The organism is Kitasatospora sp. NPDC041988 (assembly GCF_055588525.1).
This window is the reverse complement of the sequence record NZ_JBVJCO010000019.1, coordinates 48,636-64,574: the sequence shown is the minus strand read 5'-3', so window position 1 is coordinate 64,574 and position 15,939 is coordinate 48,636. Positions and strand designations below refer to the sequence as shown.

Genomic DNA, 15,939 nt, shown 5'->3' with positions numbered 1-15,939 from the left:
CCATCGGGGCAAGCCCCGTACGCGTGTCCGAGTGACCCTGGTCACGCAGGCAGACCTGTCCGCGTGCGACGTTTCGCCGGGTCCTACCCTTGAGGGTGCTTCGCCGACGCAGCCGGACACACTGGAACACTAAGGACCGCCCCCATGGCTCCCACGCCAGACTTCGAGTACAGCGACCTCCTCCCCCTGGGCGCTGACCCGACCCCGTACCGCAAGCTGACCTCCGAGGGTGTCTCCACCTTCGAGGCCGGCGGTCGCACCTTCCTCCAGGTCGAGCCCGAGGCCCTGCGGCTGCTCACCGCCGAGGCGATGCACGACATCTCGCACTACCTCCGCCCCGCCCACCTCGCCCAGCTGCGCCGCATCCTGGACGACCCGGAGGCCAGCCCCAACGACCGCTTCGTCGCGCTGGACCTGCTGAAGAACGTCAACATCTCGGCCGGCGGCATCCTGCCGATGTGCCAGGACACCGGCACCGCGATCGTCATGGGCAAGCGCGGCCAGAACGTGCTGACGGAGGGCGGCGACGAGGCCGCCGTCGCGCGGGGCGTGTACGACGCGTACACCAAGCTGAACCTGCGCTACTCCCAGATGGCCCCGGTCACCATGTGGGACGAGAAGAACACCGGCAACAACCTGCCGGCCCAGATCGAGCTGTACGCGACCGACGGCGACGCCTACAAGTTCCTCTTCATGGCCAAGGGCGGCGGCTCGGCCAACAAGTCGTACCTGTACCAGGAGACCAAGGCCATCCTGAACGAGGCGAGCATGCTCTCGTTCCTGGAGCAGAAGATCCGCTCCCTCGGCACCGCCGCCTGCCCGCCGTACCACCTGGCGATCGTGATCGGCGGCACCAGCGCCGAGTTCGCGCTGAAGACCGCCAAGTACGCCTCCGCGCACTACCTGGACAACCTGCCGACCGAGGGCAACGCGAAGACCGGCCACGGCTTCCGCGACCTGGAGCTGGAGGCCAAGGTCACCGAGCTCACCCAGAAGATCGGCATCGGCGCGCAGTTCGGGGGCAAGTACTTCTGCCACGACGTGCGCGTCGTCCGCCTGCCGCGCCACGGCGCCTCGCTGCCGGTCGCGATGGCCGTCTCCTGCTCCGCCGACCGCCAGGCCCTGGGCAAGATCACCGCCGAGGGCGTCTTCCTGGAGCAGCTGGAGACCGACCCGGCGAAGTACCTTCCGGACACCACGGACGACCACCTCGACGACGACGTGGTCCGCATCGACCTCGACCAGCCGATGTCCTCGATCCGCGCCGAGCTGTCCAAGTACCCGGTGAAGACCAGGCTTTCGCTCACCGGCACCCTGGTCGTCGCCCGCGACATCGCGCACGCCAAGATCAAGGAGCGCCTGGACGCCGGCGAGGGCATGCCCAAGTACCTCCAGGACCACCCGGTCTACTACGCGGGCCCCGCCAAGACCCCCGAGGGCTACGCCTCCGGCTCCTTCGGGCCCACCACCGCCGGCCGGATGGACTCCTACGTCGACCAGTTCCAGGCCGCCGGCGGCTCCATGGTCATGCTCGCCAAGGGCAACCGCAGCAAGCAGGTCACCGACGCCTGCGCCACGCACGGCGGCTTCTACCTCGGCTCCATCGGCGGCCCCGCGGCCCGCCTCGCCCAGGACTGCATCAAGAAGGTCGAGGTCCTGGAGTACGCCGAGCTGGGCATGGAGGCCGTCTGGCGCATCGAGGTCGAGGACTTCCCGGCCTTCATCGTGGTGGACGACAAGGGGAACGACTTCTTCCGCGAGACCACGGAGGGCCCGCTCATCACCAGCCTGCGGGTGCGCTCCAAGGAGTAGTCCCTCTCCTCCCCGACGCCTGCCGCCCCGGTCGCACCGCCTGCGACCGGGGCGGCTTCGTCGGGCCGGCTGATTCAGAAGGAAGTGAAGATCCTCAAGGCCCGCTTCCACTACCAGTGAGAACGGCCTGCGGCGTGCGTTCCCGACCAGACGCCGGCCGTTGGTCTCACGCGTCGAAGTCGTACTCCAGGACGTAGGAGGCGGCGTCGAGGGTCATCTCGTTCAGCTCGACGACCTGGCCCTCGTCGGCGAAGGCCGTCCGGCAGATCAGGATGACCGGCGTGCCCGCCGAGAGCTCCAGCCGGGTGCTCTCCTCCGCACTGGGCATCCGGGAGCGGACCTCCTCACGGAAGTGCACCGGCTTCGCACCGATCTCCGCCAGGCGCGCGTAGGTGCCGCCCGGGCCGGTGTCCTCGCGGGTGATGGCCGTCCCCGCGACCAGACCGGCCGGCAGGTAGGACGTCGACAGCAGCACCGGCTTGCCGTCCAGCACGAACCGTCGGTGGCGCACGCACATCGGCGCCCCCGGGTCGACCCCCAGCACCCGCGCCACGTGGTCCGGCGCGCCCTGCTCGGTGACCGAGACCTGGTCCACGACCAGCGACCGGTTGTCGATGTCCGCCGACCATATCGACCGACCCGACCCCCACTGTCCCTGCGCGAGCCGCTGGATCCCGCGCCGCCGCAGCGGCCGGAAGTCCCGGACGAAAACCCCGGCGCCCCGGCGCGCCTCCGCGATGCCCTCGCTCTGGAGGACACCGAGCGCCTGACGGGCGGTCATGCGGGCGACGCCGTACTCGTCCATGAGGTCGTTCTCGCCGGGCAGGCGGTCGCCCGCGCGGTACTCGCCGGCGTCGATGGCCGCCTTGAGCGTGTCGGCGATCCGCTGGTACTTGGGCTGTTTCTCGCCACTGCTGCCGACCATCGCTCTCTCCCTCATCCTCGCCAGAAATCGTAGGCGCGCCCGGGGGGCGCCGGTAAGCCGGTACGCCGGCAAGCCAGTACGCCGGTATGACCGGTCAGGCCGTTGACATCTCTAGAGATATTAGCTTCTCTAGAGATGCTGGGTAGTCGCCGAGCAGAACACACGCACCGACAGCGACCAGGGCCGGCGCATCCACCGCCGCGCCCGTGCCAGAGCAAGGAGCACTGCGGTGAGCACCCGTAAGCGCAACGCCGCGGCCTACCGACCGCGTGCAGGTGAACTCGTCCTCGACGCCAGGACCGGCCGCACCGGCATCTACATGGACACCCTCGGCGGCGAGCACTACCTGCGACCCCCGGACGGCGGCCGCGAGTGGACCACCCGGCCCGACCAGGTCGCCCCGGCGCCCGCCGAGCCCCCCGCAGACCCCGACGACCCCGACCCGGCCGCCACCCCGGCCCCGGCCCGGGCCCCGGCGGCGGACGACCACGCCCGCCTGCACGCCCGGCTCGCCACCCGCAACCGGGACTCCCGGCTCAACGAGAGCCAGGTGGCGTGACGAGGCGCGGCGGTGGCGGACGTCGTGGACATCTGGGGCACTTCCTGCACCTGGCCCCGTGAGCGAGCAGCCCGTCGAAACGACCTCCGTCTGATCCTCGTCATCCGGACCGGCCACCGTGCATCCGTCCACCACGACCGATCCGGCGGCCACGGAACGACGAGTGCCCCGGACCCGCGGGACTCGGGTACGGGGCATCTCGGCAGATCCGGCGCCCATGGACCACGGGCGCCGGCACGGGGCATCAAGTTCGAGAGCGCTTACGGGTGGCTGGAGATGATGCCCTGCGGCTCGCGGACCTCGCCCGGCTTTCCGGTGGCCGGGGTGGCGGGATCCACCACGCGCTCGGACTCGTCGCCGAAGAGGTCGTCCTCCAGGTCGGCCTTCTGCTCGGCAGTCGGCTCGGTGTACTCGGTCGGGTTCGAGGGGGCGGCCACCGCGCCCTCGACAGCCTTGCCGGCCTCCACAGCGGCCTCCTGGGCCGGCGTGGTCGGCGCGGGGGTCTCGCTCTGGTTGTTGGCCATGGGCGGCCGCCTTTCGGTCACAAATGTCTTCAGCCCCACCGGCTTGGCGCGGGCGCCCGGACAGTATCGTAGGGTTGATTAAATGTCCGATAAACATCGTGCGGCTTGCGGTGCCGTCCGGCAGAGTCGGCCCTCCGCCTAAGGTGAAGCCATCACACGGCGGACCGCCGAGCGCCCTGCGCGGAATCGACACCACAGGCCATCGGGGGACTTCATGGAGTTTCGGGAGACGCCGCCTTCGCCAGCGCTGCGCTTCCAGGTACTCGGTCCGGTCCAGGCCTGGCTCGACGGCAGGCCGTTGTCCCTGGGCTCACCGCAGCAGCAGGCCATTCTCACCGCACTGCTTCTGCACGCCGGCCGGCCCGTCACTACTCAGGATCTTGTCGACGGTCTGTGGGGGGACCGACCACCGACGCAGGCCATTGCCGCATTGCGGACATATATCTCCCGACTGCGTACCGTTCTTGAGCCCAGGCGCGAAATTCGCCGACCGGCGGAAGTACTCATATCAGTCAGCGACGGCTATGCCCTGCGCATTTCGGCCGACGCCCTTGACGTCACCGTCTTCGAGAGCCGGGCCGCCGAGGCCAACGCGGCCCGGACCGCCGGAGACCTGCACGAGGCACACCGTCTCCTCGTCAGCGCGCTCGGCCTGTGGAGCGGCCGGGCACTGACCGGCGTTCCTGGACCGTACGCGGAGTCACAGCGTCTACGCCTGGCCGAGCGACACGTCACCGCTTCCGAGGAACGGTGCGCGGTGGCCCTCGACATCGGCCTGCACGCCGAGATGGTCGGCGAACTGAGCTCACTCACCGCCGAGCACCCGCTCAGGGAGCGGCTGCGTGAATTGCTGATGCTCGCGCTCTACCGCTGCGGCCGCCAGGCGGAGGCGCTCGGCGTCTACACCGACACCCGAAAGCTGCTGATCGACGAGCTCGGTGTCGAGCCCGGCACCGGGCTCTCCTCCATGCACTCCCGCATCCTCGCCGCCGATCCGGCCCTGGCGCTGCCCGCCGTCGCGCCGACCGGTGACCCGGCCCGCGAAGACGCTCCGGTCGCGGTAACTCCCCCGGCCCAGCTGCCCGCCGACGTCTCGGACTTCAGCGGTCGCACCGAGCTGGTGGGCGAACTGTCGACCGTACTGATGAACGCCACTGGCCAGGCCGTGGTGGTCACCTCGCTTGCCGGGATCGGCGGCGTCGGAAAGACCACGCTTGCCGTCCATGTGGCGCATCGTGTCCGTCCCGAGTTCCCGGACGGGCAGCTTTACGTCGATCTCCGTGGCGCGGGTGCCTCACCCGCCGACCCGGCCGTCGTCCTCGGCGACTTCCTGCACGCCCTCGGGGTCACCGAGACCCCTGACTCACTTGAGCAACGGGCCGCGCTCTACCGCTCATTGCTCGCCAGCCGGCGGATGCTGATCCTTCTGGACAACGCCCAGGACGCCCGGCAGATCCAGCCCCTCATCCCCGGCGTCTCCGGCTGCGCCGTGCTCGCCACCAGCCGGTCGCGACTCGCCGGCATCCCGGGTGCGCATCTGGTCGACGTCGAGGAGCTGACGCCCGAGGAGGCGCTCGCACTCTTCTCGGCGATCGTCGGGGACCACCGCGTCGCCGCCGAACCGGAAGCGGCCATGGCCGTCGTCACCGCCTGCGGCTTTCTCCCGCTCGCCGTCCGCATCGCCGCCGCCCGCCTGGCGAGCCGGCCGCGGTGGACGGTTTCGGACCTCGCCCGGCGCTTAGCCGATCAGCGGCGACGTCTGGACGAACTCCAGCTCGGGAACCTGGCGGTGGAGACCACCATCGGGCTCGGCTACGGACAGCTCTCGCCTTCCGAGGCCCGTGCGTTTCGGCTGCTCTCCCTGATCGACTCGACCGACATCCCCCTGGCCGCGGCCGCGGCGCTGCTCGGTGTCGACGAGGACACCGCCGAGGCACTCGCGGAAGCGCTCGTCGAGGCGAACATGCTGGAGTGCTTCTCGCCGGGCCGCTACCGCTACCACGATCTGCTCCGGCTCTACGCCCAGCGACAGAACGAGCGGCTCGGCGACATCGAAGAACAGCAGGCCGCCGTGCGACGCCTGCTCGACCTGCTCCTGCCCACCGTTCGTAACGCGGCGCGGTCCATCGAACCCGACGACCAGCTCCCAGAACCACTCAATCCGCTGGGCTCGCCCGGTTTGGAGCTGTCGACGAGTCAGGACGCGCGGGAGTGGCTCCGGACAGAGGTCACGTTCCTGCTCAGCGCGGTCGAGACGGCCACGCGTGGGCCGGGCAGCCTGCTGCGGTCCGCCGTGGACCTCCTGATCGTCCTGAACAGTCTGGTCGAGGACCCCACACACGGGCCCCGGGTTCGCCGCATGCTGGAAACCGCCGACCGGAACGCCGAGTCGTACGGGGACGCCGCCGCGCTAGCCCGGGTGCACTTCGCGTTCGGCACTCTGCAATCGATCACCAACGACTTCCAGAGCGCCGAGCGGTCGCTGCGCAAGAGCCTGAGCCTCCAGGCCTTCGATGACATGACCGTGCTGCGATCGGCGGCGGCCAACGATCTGGGGATCATCCTCAGCCTCGCCAACCGACCTGCCGAGGCCCTGCCGTTCTTCGAGCAGGCACTCGCCATCAGCCGGGTCGTCGGCGCGCCCATCGGCGAGGCCCGGCTGCTCGGCAACATGGCACGGGCCCAACTCGGCCTGGGAATGATCGAGACGGCCGTCCGATCGGTGACCGCCGCCGTCGCGACCGCACATGCCTCCAAGAACGGCCCGTGCCTCGCCGACACCCTGTACCAGCTCGGTGTCGTCCTCTCCATGACCGATGATCCGGGCGCCTCAGTCGGGCACCTGCGCGAGTCCCACCGGCTCTACCAGTCGCAGCAGAACCGCCTCCGCGAGGGCTACACCCTCGCGCGGCTCTCCTCAGCCCTGCTCGCGGCCGGCCGGCACGCCGAGGCGGCCGAGGCGGCCGAGGAGTCGCTCGCCATCGGACAGGAGATGGACTCCGCCTACTGCCAGGGCCTCGCCAATGCCGCGCTGGGCGAGGCGTTGCTCGGCCTCGCCCAGCCGGCCCGTGGCCTTGCCTGTCTCCAGGAGGCGCACGCGATCTTCACGCGGCTCGGTGTGCCGGAGGCCTCCCCCGTGGCGGACCTCATCTCCCAGCAGCACACCGAGCCCTTCTCTCCCCCCGCGCCGTAGGCCTCCGCCACTCCCCCGTGTTCCCCCGCGGAGTCTCCCCCGTGAGCGTTGGTGCCCCCGCAGCCCCCCGGCTGCGGGAGCACCCTCAACGCTTCCCCGGCGCTGGACTCCACTGTGCACCGGACCGATTGACGTTCGATAAACGTCGGATTGTCAGCCTGGGAAAGCGGAAAATCCCAGGTCAGAGACGCGCGGGCAGCGCGTCATGCGGCGCGCGGGCGTCGGCCGCACCACCCCGGGCCGCGACCCCGTGCTTCCGCAACCCGGGTCACAGTGCCCAACTGTCACGAGTTGGCCGGAAACGGACCCCATGGCGGAGTGATCACGCATATTCTCAGATGCCAGTACACACGAGTGCACTTGTCCGGTCGACCATCCGGAAACGGCAGCGCGGCGGCGCTCCCACGGTGCAGAGTGTCTCTGTGCAGAATGTCTGATTGCAGTCAGTGTGACGCGGGGAGCGTGACGTACCGCCACCGGCAGCGGGCCGGCGAGGCAGCACGGGCGCCGGGACGAACGGCGGCCCGGCCTCGTACGCCGAGTACAGCCGACCGGAGGCCCGGGTGGAAAGGTGCCTCTCAATCGTGACGACCGGACAGATATCCGACCCGTTCCCCCTCGACGAGGACGCGGACGGCGGGGACGAGCCCGACGTACTGCGCCGCCGTGCCGAGCGCGCCCTGCAGGCCGTCGCCTTCGACACCATCGGCGCCGGGTACGGCGAGGCGTTCCCGGCCAAGGGCGGGCAGCTCGCCTGCGGGCGCCGGCTGCTGGCGCAGCTCGAACCGGGTGCCGCCGTGCTGGACGTCGGCTGCGGCACCGGTGACCCGACCGTCCGGCAGCTGACCACCGCCGGGATGCGCGTCACCGGCGTGGACCTTTCGGATGTGATGCTGACGCTGGCTCGCGAGGGGGCCCGCCGCGGGCCACTCGCGCCGTACGCCCCCGTCTTCCACCGCATCGACATGTACGACCTGGCCACCGACCGGGCCGGCCAGGCCTGGAACCTCCCCGCGCTCGGCCCGGGCGGGAGGGGCGGGTTCGCCGCCGTCACCGCCTTCTTCTCCCTCATCCTGCTCCCCCAGGACGAGATCCCCGTCGTGCTCGCCAGGCTGCGCGAGCTCCTGCGGCCCGGCGGGCTGCTGGCGCTCGGTATGGTCGAGGCCGACCTGGATCACGTTCCACTCCCGTTCCTCGGACGGGAACTGCGGATCAGCGGGTACCTGCGGGAGGATCTGGAACGGGTTCTGGTGGAGGCCGGGTTCGCCGTCGAGGATCGGTCGGGGTACTCGTACGCGCCGGCCAGCACCTCGCTGCCGCCGGAGGAGCAACTGTTCCTGTGCTGTCGACGCGTCGGCTGAGACCAGCTCACCCCGGAAAGACCAGCACCCCACACCACTCCCCAGGACAGGCAGCCGTGCGCGACCAGCTCAAACCCGAGGCCGGACAGCAGCCTGCCCTTCCGGGCCAGCGCCGCCCGCCGCCCCTTCAGGCCGGCGAGGTCGCCGAGCGCCTCACCTACCTCGACTCCGCCACCCGGCGGATCAACAGCGCCCTCGACCTGGCCGCGACGCTCCGCAACATCTGCCGGGTGCTGGTGCCGACCCTCGCCGACGCCGCCGTCGTCCACCTGCGCGACCCGCTGCCCAACGTCGAGCGCGAACCCGGGTTCCCCGACGAGCTGCGGATCCACCACAGCCTGGGCACCCGGCTGGGCCGCCGCGGCCGGCCCACCACCGGTGGCGACCACCGCGGCTCCCAGTACGGCACCCGGTACGGTTCGCGCTCCACGGCCGACACCGGGCCGGCCACCCCGGTCACCCGCGGCGGTGCGCTCGCACACATCCTGCTCAGCCGCCGCCCCGCCGAGGCCGCCGTCCTCGGCGCGGAGCGCGGACCCGACGGGGCGTCCGACCGCGCCACCGAGCGGACCACCGAGCTGCTGCGCGAGCTGTACGGCGCCCGCGGGCTGGCCCGCCTCGGCGCGGGCAGCTCCGTGCTCGCCCTGCCGCTGCGCGGGCGCAAGGCCGTCCTGGGGCTGCTGGTGCTGATCCGCCGGCCGCCCGAGAAGACCGGCCGCCCCGGCTTCGACGCCGCCGACACCGCGACCGCCGCCCACCTCGCCACCCAGGCCGGCCTGGCCGTCGACACCGCCCTGCGGTACGCCCGCGAGTGGGAGATAGCCAACGAACTCCAGCGCAGCATGCTGCCGTTGCGCCTCCCCCAGTCGCACGGCGTCCGGCTCTCCCAGCGCTACCTGCCCGGCGAGCGCGGCGCCCAGGTCGGCGGCGACTGGTACGACGCGGTACCGCTGCCCGGCAACCGGGTGGCGCTGATCGTCGGCGACGTGATGGGCCACTCGCTCACCTCGGCCGCCATCATGGGCCAACTCCGCACCAGCGCCCAGACCTTGGCCGCCCTGGACCTCCCGCCGCACGAGGTGCTCTACCACCTGGACGAGCAGGCCCAGCGGCTCGGCCGTGAACAGCACCTGGCCACCTGCGTGTACGCGGTCTACGACCCGATCGCCAACCGGGTGGTGCTCGCCAACGCCGGACACGTGCCACCGGTGCTGGTCCGGCCGGACGGCACCGCCGAGTTGCTGGAGCTGGACTCGGGCGCGCCGATCGGCGTCGGCGGGGTCGACTTCTCCTCCGTCGAGTTGCCCGCGCCGCCCGGCTCCGCGCTGCTGCTCTTCACCGACGGCCTGGTGGAGACCCGCAGCCGCCCGCTCAGCGACGGGCTGGAACTGCTCCGCGCCCGGCTCGCCACCGCGCACCCGCAGGCCCCCGAGCAGCTCTGCCAGGAGGCACTGCGAATCCTGCCGCCGGGCGACCGCGGCGACGACATCGCGCTGCTCGCCGCCTGCTTCGACGGCATCCCGGCCGGGGACGTCGCGCACTGGTACCTCCAGCCGCGCAACGAGACCCCGGGGCGGGCGCGCCGGCTGGCCGCCCACACGCTGCGCCGCTGGGGGCTCGAAGAGCTCAGCGAGGCAACCGAGTTGATGGTCAGCGAGCTGGTCACCAACGCCGTCCAGCACGCCACCCGGCCGGTCACCCTGAGCCTGGTCCGCACCACCCGGCTGCGCTGCGAGGTCGGGGACGACAGCCCCCTACTGCCGCGGCCTCGCCGCACCGGGCCGGAGGACGAACGCGGGCGCGGGCTGCAGATAGTGGCTCGCTGCGCCGAGCGCTGGGGCGCCACCCGACTGGGCACGGGCAAGGTGGTCTGGTTCGAGCAACGGCTGCCGTGAGGTCAACGGCCGTCGTGGCGGCAGCGCCCGCCGTGGCGTGGAACAACTGCCGTGACGCGACGCGGCTCCCGGCGGGACCGCCGGGAGCCGTCGTCGTGCGGTGAGGCGGTAGCACGCCGGTTCAGACCCGCTCGGGCACCTTCGCGGGCTCGGCGGGCTCCGACAGCCGGGCCATCAGCTGCTCGCCCTCCATGTCCACCCGCGGCACCACCTTCTCCAGGCTCTTCGGGAACCACCAGGCCGCCCGGCCGAACAGCGCCATCGCGGCCGGGACCAGCGCCATCCGCACCACGAAGGCGTCCACCAGTACGCCCACCGCCAGCGCGAAGCCGATCGGCTGCACGATCGGGTCGTGGCCGAAGACGAAGCTGCCGAACACCGACACCATGATCAACGCCGCCGCCGTGACCACCCGCGCGCCGTTCTTCACCCCGGCGACCACCGCGTCCCGCGGCGCCATGCCGTGCGCGTGGTGCTCCTTCATCCCGGAGACCAGGAAGAGTTCGTAGTCCATCGCCAGCCCGAACAGCACCCCGATCAGCAGGATCGGCACGAAGCTCACCACCGGGCCGACCTTGGGCACGTCGATCACCCCGTCCAGCCAGCCCCACTGGTAGACGGCGACCACGGCGCCGAGCGAGGCGGTGATGCTGAGCAGGAAGCCGGCCACGGCCTTCAGCGGCACCAGGATCGAGCGGAAGGCCAGTGCCAGCAGCACCACCGCGATGCCGACGATCACCGCGACGAACGGCGGCAGCGCGTCGCCGAGCTTGGCGGAGACGTCGATGTTGGCGGCGGTGGTGCCGGTGACGTCGATCCTCGCGCCGGTCGCGGCCTGCAGATCGTCGCGCTGGTCGCGGATCTCGTTGACCAGCCGCTTGGTGTCGGCGTGGTCCGGGCCGGTCTTCGGGATGACGGTCAGCAGCGTCGTCCGGCTGGGCTGGTCGACGGCCGGGGGCAGCAGCGTCCGCACGCCCTCCAGCGAGGACAGCTTCTGCGCCACACCCTGCACCGCCTGCTCCGGCCGGTCGGCGCCCTTGGCGTCGACGACCACCACCAGCGGCGCGTTGAAGCCGGGGCCGAAGCTGTCGCTGATCAGGTCGTACGCCTTGCGGGCGTCGGTACCGGCGGCCTGCGAGCCCCCGCCTGGCAGTCCCAGGCTGAGGCCGGCCGCGGGCACCGCGAGGGCTGTCAGTGCCGTCAGCCCCGCGAGCAGCACGGCCAGCGGGCGGCGCACCACGAAGGTCGCCCAGCGCTCGCCCAGGGTCGGCCGGCCGGAGGTCTTCGGTGCCCGCCGCCGGACCGGCAGCCGGTCGATGGCGCGGCCGGCGAAGCCGAGCAGTGCGGGCAGCAGGGTGATCGCGACGAGCACCGCCACCACGACGGCGCCCGAGGCGGCCAGGCCCATCACGGTCAGGAACGGCACGTCGGCGACGGCGAGCCCGGCCAGGGCGACCACCACGGTCAGACCGGCGAAGACCACCGCGCTGCCGGCCGTCGCGTTGGCGCGGGCGGCGGCCTCGTCCGGTTCCAGCCCCTCGGCGAGGTGGCGGCGGTGCCGGGAGAGGATGAACAGCGCGTAGTCGATACCGACGGCCAGTCCGACCATCAGCGCCAGCACCGGCGCGGTGCTGATGATCTCGAACGAGCCGGAGAGCGCCAGCAGTCCGGCCATCGCCACGCCGATGCCGACCAGGGCGGTGAGCAGCGGCAGCCCGGCGGCGACCAGCGAGCCCAGGGTGATCACCAGCACCACCCCGGCCACCGCGAGCCCGACCGCCTCGCCCCCGTCGACCTGCGCCATCTTGTTGTACGCGTCGCCGCCGAAGGCCACCGTCAGCCCGGCCGCGCGGGCCGGCTCGGCGGCCGCCTTCACCGCGTCGCGCTGCTGTTCGGTGATGTCGCCGAGCTTGTGGTCGAAGGAGACCAGCGCGATCGCGACCTTGCCGTCCGGCGAGACGGCGCCGGTGGCGTACGGGTCGGGCGCCGCGGAGACGCCGGGGGCGGTGGCGATCCGGCCGACCGCCTCGGTGACGGCCTTGGCGGCCTCCGGTGCGGCGATGCCGCCGGGGCCGGGGGCGGCGAAGACCACCTGCGCGGAGCCGTGGCCCTGCTCGGGGAAGGTGCCCTTGATCCGGTCCAGGGTGCTCTGCGCCTCGGTGCCGGGCACCTTGAACTCGTCGCTGGTCTTGCCGGCGAACGCCCCGGCGGCTCCGCCGACCGCGATCAGCACCGCGATCCAGACGGCCAGCACGGCCCGCCTTCGCCGGAAGCAGTAGCGGCCCAGTCGGTAGAGGTACGTGGCCATGGGTGACCCCTCGGTCTGATCGGTCGGGCAGGCAGGTGCCTGAACAGGTCCCGGCCCACGGTACGCGTAAGTTGTTCACCTGACAAAGTCGACCGACAGGAGCAGACGACCAATTCGAGCGACCAGGTTGCTTGACCATGGCGATACCCTGGCTCAATGGCCCATGTCCCCGCCTCCGAACGACGCCCGCAGCTGATCCGGGCCGCGATCGAGCTCATGACCCGCGAGGGCGTCGCCGCCGGCAGCACCCGGGCCATCGCGGCCGAGCTGGGCGTCGCACAGGCGACGGTGCACTACACCTTCGGCACCAAGAAGGACCTCTACCGGGCCGTGGTCGAGCAGCTGATGGCCGACTTCATCGACCAGGTGCACGCCGCCTCCCCGGGCGACGGGCCGTTCGGGGAGCAGGTGCGGACGCTGGTGCACGCGCTCTGGACCAGCACCGTCGCCGAACCGGGCCGGTGCATCCTGCTGGCCGAGGTCGAGACGCTGGCGATGCGCGACCCGGAGCTGCGGGAGATCATCCGCGGGCTCCAGGCCGAGACCGAGCGGATCGCGGCGGACATGCTCACCGCACTCGCCGATGCGCACGGCCTGACGCTGGCCCTGCCCGCGCACGACATCGCCATCCAGTTCCTGGCGGGCTTCGACGGCCTGTGCGGCCGCCACCTGGTCTTCCAGGCCGACCACCTGGAGCCCGACGAAGAGGCACTGCGGGCCCTGGACCTGCTCGTCGCCGGCACGGTCGGCCTCTGCCTGGGCGCGCCGGCCCGGACCGGCTGAGGCCGCCGGCTACTCGACGATCCGGACCGGCAGCTCCGCCAGCACCTCGCGCAGCGAGGCGGCGAAGCGGTCGTACTCGGCGCTGCGGGCCGAGCCCGGCCGGGTGGCGAGCCCGATCCGGCGGCCGGGCGCGGGGGCGGCGAAGCGGACGGCGGCCAGCCGGTCGGTGCGGCCCGCCTCGACGTCCAGCGCGGTGGCCGGCAGCAGGGTGACACCGAGGCCCCCGGCGACCAGCTGGACCAGGGTGGAGAGGCCGGCCGCCCGGGTGGTGGAGCCGGCCTGGTCCGCGCCGACCTCGCGGCAGATGTCGAGGGCCTGGTCGCGCAGGCAGTGCCCCTCCTCCAGCAGCAGCACGTCCAGGTCGAGCAGCACGTCGCGCGGGACGTCGATCCGCCCGGCGAGCGGGTGGTCCGGCGGGGTGACCAGGACGAAGTCCTCGTCGAACAGCGGGATGTCCCGGGTCGGCGAGCCCCCGCCGGCCGGCAGCGCGAGCAGCAGGACGTCGAGCCGCCCGCCGGCCAGCCCCTCCAGCAGCGAGGGCGTGCGCTCCTCGTGGACGTGCAGCTCCAGGTCCGGATACCGGCCGCGGACCAGCCGCAGCACGTCGGGCAGCAGGTACGGGGCGACGGTCGGGATGACGCCGAGGTGCAGCGGCCCGGTGAAGGGCCGGCGGGCGGCCTCGACCTCCTCGGTGAGCGCCTGCACGGAGGCGAGCACCCGGCGCGCATGGTCGAGCACACGCTCCCCCAGGGGGGTGATAATCACCTTCCGCGTCGTACGCTCGACCAGCTGCGCGCCGAGCGACTCCTCCAGCGCCGCGACCGCCCCCGACAGGGCCGGCTGGCTGGTCCCGGTGGCGGCCGCCGCCTCCCGGAAGTGCCGGTGCTCGGCCACCGCGACGAAAGCCCTGAGCTGGGCGACCGTCGGCGGGCGGGGGCTGCGGGATGTGGCACTTGCCACAGCCGTTTCGGGTTTGCGGGAGGCGGACCTGCGGGGCGTGGGACGGGAGGGGGGCGTGGGGGTATTGATAGGTCTCTCCGATCAGACACATCGAGTCTGGCTATTTCCCTGATCAGTCCACGATGTGGAATCGTAGGACGTGTCCGCAATCCGGACAAACTCCCCTCAGTCTCACTTCAGGAGAAGCGAACGTGCTCACGATCGGTGACAAGTTCCCCGAGTTCGAACTCAACGCCTGCGTCGACCTGGACGCCGCGAACGCCTTCGCCGAGATCAACCACAAGTCCTACGAGGGCAAGTGGAAGATCGTCTTCTTCTGGCCGATGGACTTCACCTTCGTCTGCCCGACCGAGATCGCCGCGTTCGGCAAGCTGAACGAGGAGTTCGCCGACCGCGACGCCCAGATCCTCGGCGTCTCCGGCGACTCCGAGTTCGTGCACCACGCCTGGCGCAAGGACCACAAGGACCTGCGCGACCTGCCGTTCCCGATGCTGGCCGACGTCAAGCACGACCTGATGCGCGCCTGCGGCGTCGAGGCCGCCGACGGCACCGCCCAGCGCGCGGTGTTCATCGTCGACCCGAACAACGAGATCCAGTTCGTCATGGTGACCGCCGGCTCCGTCGGCCGTAACCCCAAGGAGGTCCTGCGGGTGCTCGACGCCCTGCAGACCGACGAGCTGTGCCCGTGCAACTGGACCAAGGGCGAGGACACCCTCGACGCCCAGGCCCTGCTGGCGGGCTGACCACCATGGCTCTCGACGACCTGAAGTCCGCCCTCCCGGACTACGCCAAGGACCTCAAGCTCAACCTGAGCGCGGTCATCGGCAACTCCGACCTCCCCGCCCAGCAGCTCTGGGGCACCGTGCTCTCCTGCGCGATGGCCACCCGCAGCGCCGCCGTGCTGCGTGAGCTGGAGCCCGAGGCCAAGGCCAACCTCTCCCCGGAGGCGTACAACGCCGCCAAGGGCGCGGCCGCGATCATGGGGATGAACAACGTCTACTACCGGACCACGCACCTGCTCTCCGACAAGGAGTACAGCAGCATGCGGGCCGGCCTGCGGATGAACATCATCGGCACTCCGGGCGTCGAGAAGATCGACTTCGAGCTCTGGTGCTTCGCGGTCTCCGCCATCAACGGCTGCGGCCAGTGCCTCGACTCGCACGAGGCCGTACTCCGCAAGGCCGGCGTCGAGCGCGAGGTCATCCAGACCTCGATCAAGATCGCCGCCGTCCTCCAGGCCGTCGCCGGCGTCCTCGACTCCGAGGCCGCCCTGGCCGCCGTCACCGTCTGACGGTCCACGCCGTACCCAGCGGGCCCCTGCCGGACCAAGCGTCCGGCGGGGGCCCGTCGGCGTTTCGCGCCGGAACCACACCGGCCATGCCCGGCGTCCTGGGGGAGGAAGATCAACTCCGGGGGGACGACGCATGCCCGGTCCGAGGCAGCCACCACCGAATTCGGCCTGGCCGACCGTCGCGCTGATTTCCTGGGGGCTGGCGGGGGGGGGGGGGGGGGGGGGGGGGGGGGGGGGGGGGGGGGGGGGGGGGGGGGGGGGGGGGGGGGGGGGTGGGGGGGGGGGGGGGGGGGGGGAAGTGGCGAGGAACGGGTTTGGGGAGGGGATG

The 15,939-nt window shown here is 71.8% G+C and carries 12 protein-coding genes; 8 read left to right on the top strand and 4 right to left on the bottom strand.

Annotation, left to right across the window (positions count from 1 at the left end; all coding sequences use genetic code 11):
• Nucleotides 1–144: 144 nt before the first annotated feature.
• Nucleotides 145–1,812, top strand: coding sequence for a fumarate hydratase (locus ACZ6NC_RS20275; RefSeq protein ID WP_465734611.1), 1,668 nt, complete (start codon nt 145–147; stop codon nt 1,810–1,812).
• A 166-nt stretch (nt 1,813–1,978) separates the two neighbouring features.
• On the opposite strand, the gene ACZ6NC_RS20270 is transcribed toward ACZ6NC_RS20275, so the two are convergent.
• A complete protein-coding gene (locus ACZ6NC_RS20270) occupies nt 1,979–2,737 on the bottom strand; it encodes a GntR family transcriptional regulator (protein WP_465734609.1) in 759 nt (252 codons plus the stop codon).
• 229 nt (nt 2,738–2,966) lie between these two features.
• Between ACZ6NC_RS20270 and ACZ6NC_RS20265 the strand changes: the two genes are divergently transcribed.
• Nucleotides 2,967–3,296 carry a hypothetical protein gene (locus tag ACZ6NC_RS20265; protein ID WP_465734607.1) on the top strand — a complete coding sequence of 110 codons (330 nt, stop codon included), beginning with the start codon at nt 2,967–2,969 and terminating at the stop codon, nt 3,294–3,296.
• Between the two features lie 260 nt (nt 3,297–3,556).
• Here ACZ6NC_RS20265 and ACZ6NC_RS20260 read toward each other — a convergent pair whose 3' ends face one another.
• On the bottom strand, nt 3,557–3,820 hold the full coding sequence (locus ACZ6NC_RS20260) for a hypothetical protein (protein ID WP_396320628.1): 264 nt from the start codon (nt 3,818–3,820) through the stop codon (nt 3,557–3,559).
• A gap of 214 nt (nt 3,821–4,034) precedes the next feature.
• On the opposite strand from ACZ6NC_RS20260, the gene ACZ6NC_RS20255 reads away from it, so the two are divergent.
• The 3 genes from ACZ6NC_RS20255 (at nt 4,035) to ACZ6NC_RS20245 (ending at nt 10,269) form a co-directional block, all read left to right on the top strand.
• A complete protein-coding gene (locus ACZ6NC_RS20255) occupies nt 4,035–7,013 on the top strand; it encodes an AfsR/SARP family transcriptional regulator (RefSeq protein ID WP_465734605.1) in 2,979 nt (992 codons plus the stop codon).
• 584 nt (nt 7,014–7,597) lie between these two features.
• A complete protein-coding gene (locus ACZ6NC_RS20250) occupies nt 7,598–8,374 on the top strand; it encodes a class I SAM-dependent methyltransferase (protein WP_465734603.1) in 777 nt (258 codons plus the stop codon).
• Between the two features lie 56 nt (nt 8,375–8,430).
• Complete coding sequence (locus tag ACZ6NC_RS20245) at nt 8,431–10,269, top strand: SpoIIE family protein phosphatase (protein WP_465734601.1); 1,839 nt, start codon at nt 8,431–8,433, stop codon at nt 10,267–10,269.
• A 121-nt stretch (nt 10,270–10,390) separates the two neighbouring features.
• Here the strand turns inward: ACZ6NC_RS20245 and ACZ6NC_RS20240 are convergent, their stop codons facing one another.
• Nucleotides 10,391–12,577 carry an MMPL family transporter gene (locus ACZ6NC_RS20240; RefSeq protein WP_465734599.1) on the bottom strand — a complete coding sequence of 729 codons (2,187 nt, stop codon included), beginning with the start codon at nt 12,575–12,577 and terminating at the stop codon, nt 10,391–10,393.
• Between the two features lie 156 nt (nt 12,578–12,733).
• On the opposite strand from ACZ6NC_RS20240, the gene ACZ6NC_RS20235 reads away from it, so the two are divergent.
• Nucleotides 12,734–13,360: a TetR/AcrR family transcriptional regulator gene (locus ACZ6NC_RS20235; protein ID WP_465734597.1), complete on the top strand. Its 627-nt coding sequence runs from the start codon at nt 12,734–12,736 to the stop codon at nt 13,358–13,360.
• A gap of 9 nt (nt 13,361–13,369) precedes the next feature.
• Here the strand turns inward: ACZ6NC_RS20235 and ACZ6NC_RS20230 are convergent, their stop codons facing one another.
• Entirely contained in the window at nt 13,370–14,320 is a 951-nt protein-coding gene (locus ACZ6NC_RS20230; protein WP_465734595.1) for a LysR substrate-binding domain-containing protein, read from the bottom strand.
• 191 nt (nt 14,321–14,511) lie between these two features.
• On the opposite strand from ACZ6NC_RS20230, the gene ACZ6NC_RS20225 reads away from it, so the two are divergent.
• Entirely contained in the window at nt 14,512–15,063 is a 552-nt protein-coding gene (locus ACZ6NC_RS20225) for a peroxiredoxin (RefSeq protein ID WP_148643114.1), read from the top strand.
• Between the two features lie 5 nt (nt 15,064–15,068).
• Nucleotides 15,069–15,611 (top strand): alkyl hydroperoxide reductase, encoded by a 543-nt coding sequence (locus tag ACZ6NC_RS20220; protein ID WP_396320620.1) that lies wholly within the window; start codon nt 15,069–15,071, stop codon nt 15,609–15,611.
• Nucleotides 15,612–15,939: the final 328 nt, after the last annotated feature.

Excerpts from the sequence above, each read along its gene's own strand:
- ACZ6NC_RS20275 (WP_465734611.1), top strand. The coding sequence starts at position 145 with ATGGCTCCCACGCCAGACTTCGAGTACAGCGACCTCCTCCCCCTGGGC.
- ACZ6NC_RS20270 (WP_465734609.1), bottom strand. The coding sequence starts at position 2,737 with ATGGTCGGCAGCAGTGGCGAGAAACAGCCCAAGTACCAGCGGATCGCC.
- ACZ6NC_RS20260 (WP_396320628.1), bottom strand. The coding sequence starts at position 3,820 with ATGGCCAACAACCAGAGCGAGACCCCCGCGCCGACCACGCCGGCCCAG.
- ACZ6NC_RS20255 (WP_465734605.1), top strand. The coding sequence starts at position 4,035 with ATGGAGTTTCGGGAGACGCCGCCTTCGCCAGCGCTGCGCTTCCAGGTA.
- ACZ6NC_RS20240 (WP_465734599.1), bottom strand. The coding sequence starts at position 12,577 with ATGGCCACGTACCTCTACCGACTGGGCCGCTACTGCTTCCGGCGAAGG.
- ACZ6NC_RS20235 (WP_465734597.1), top strand. The coding sequence starts at position 12,734 with ATGGCCCATGTCCCCGCCTCCGAACGACGCCCGCAGCTGATCCGGGCC.
- ACZ6NC_RS20220 (WP_396320620.1), top strand. The coding sequence starts at position 15,069 with ATGGCTCTCGACGACCTGAAGTCCGCCCTCCCGGACTACGCCAAGGAC.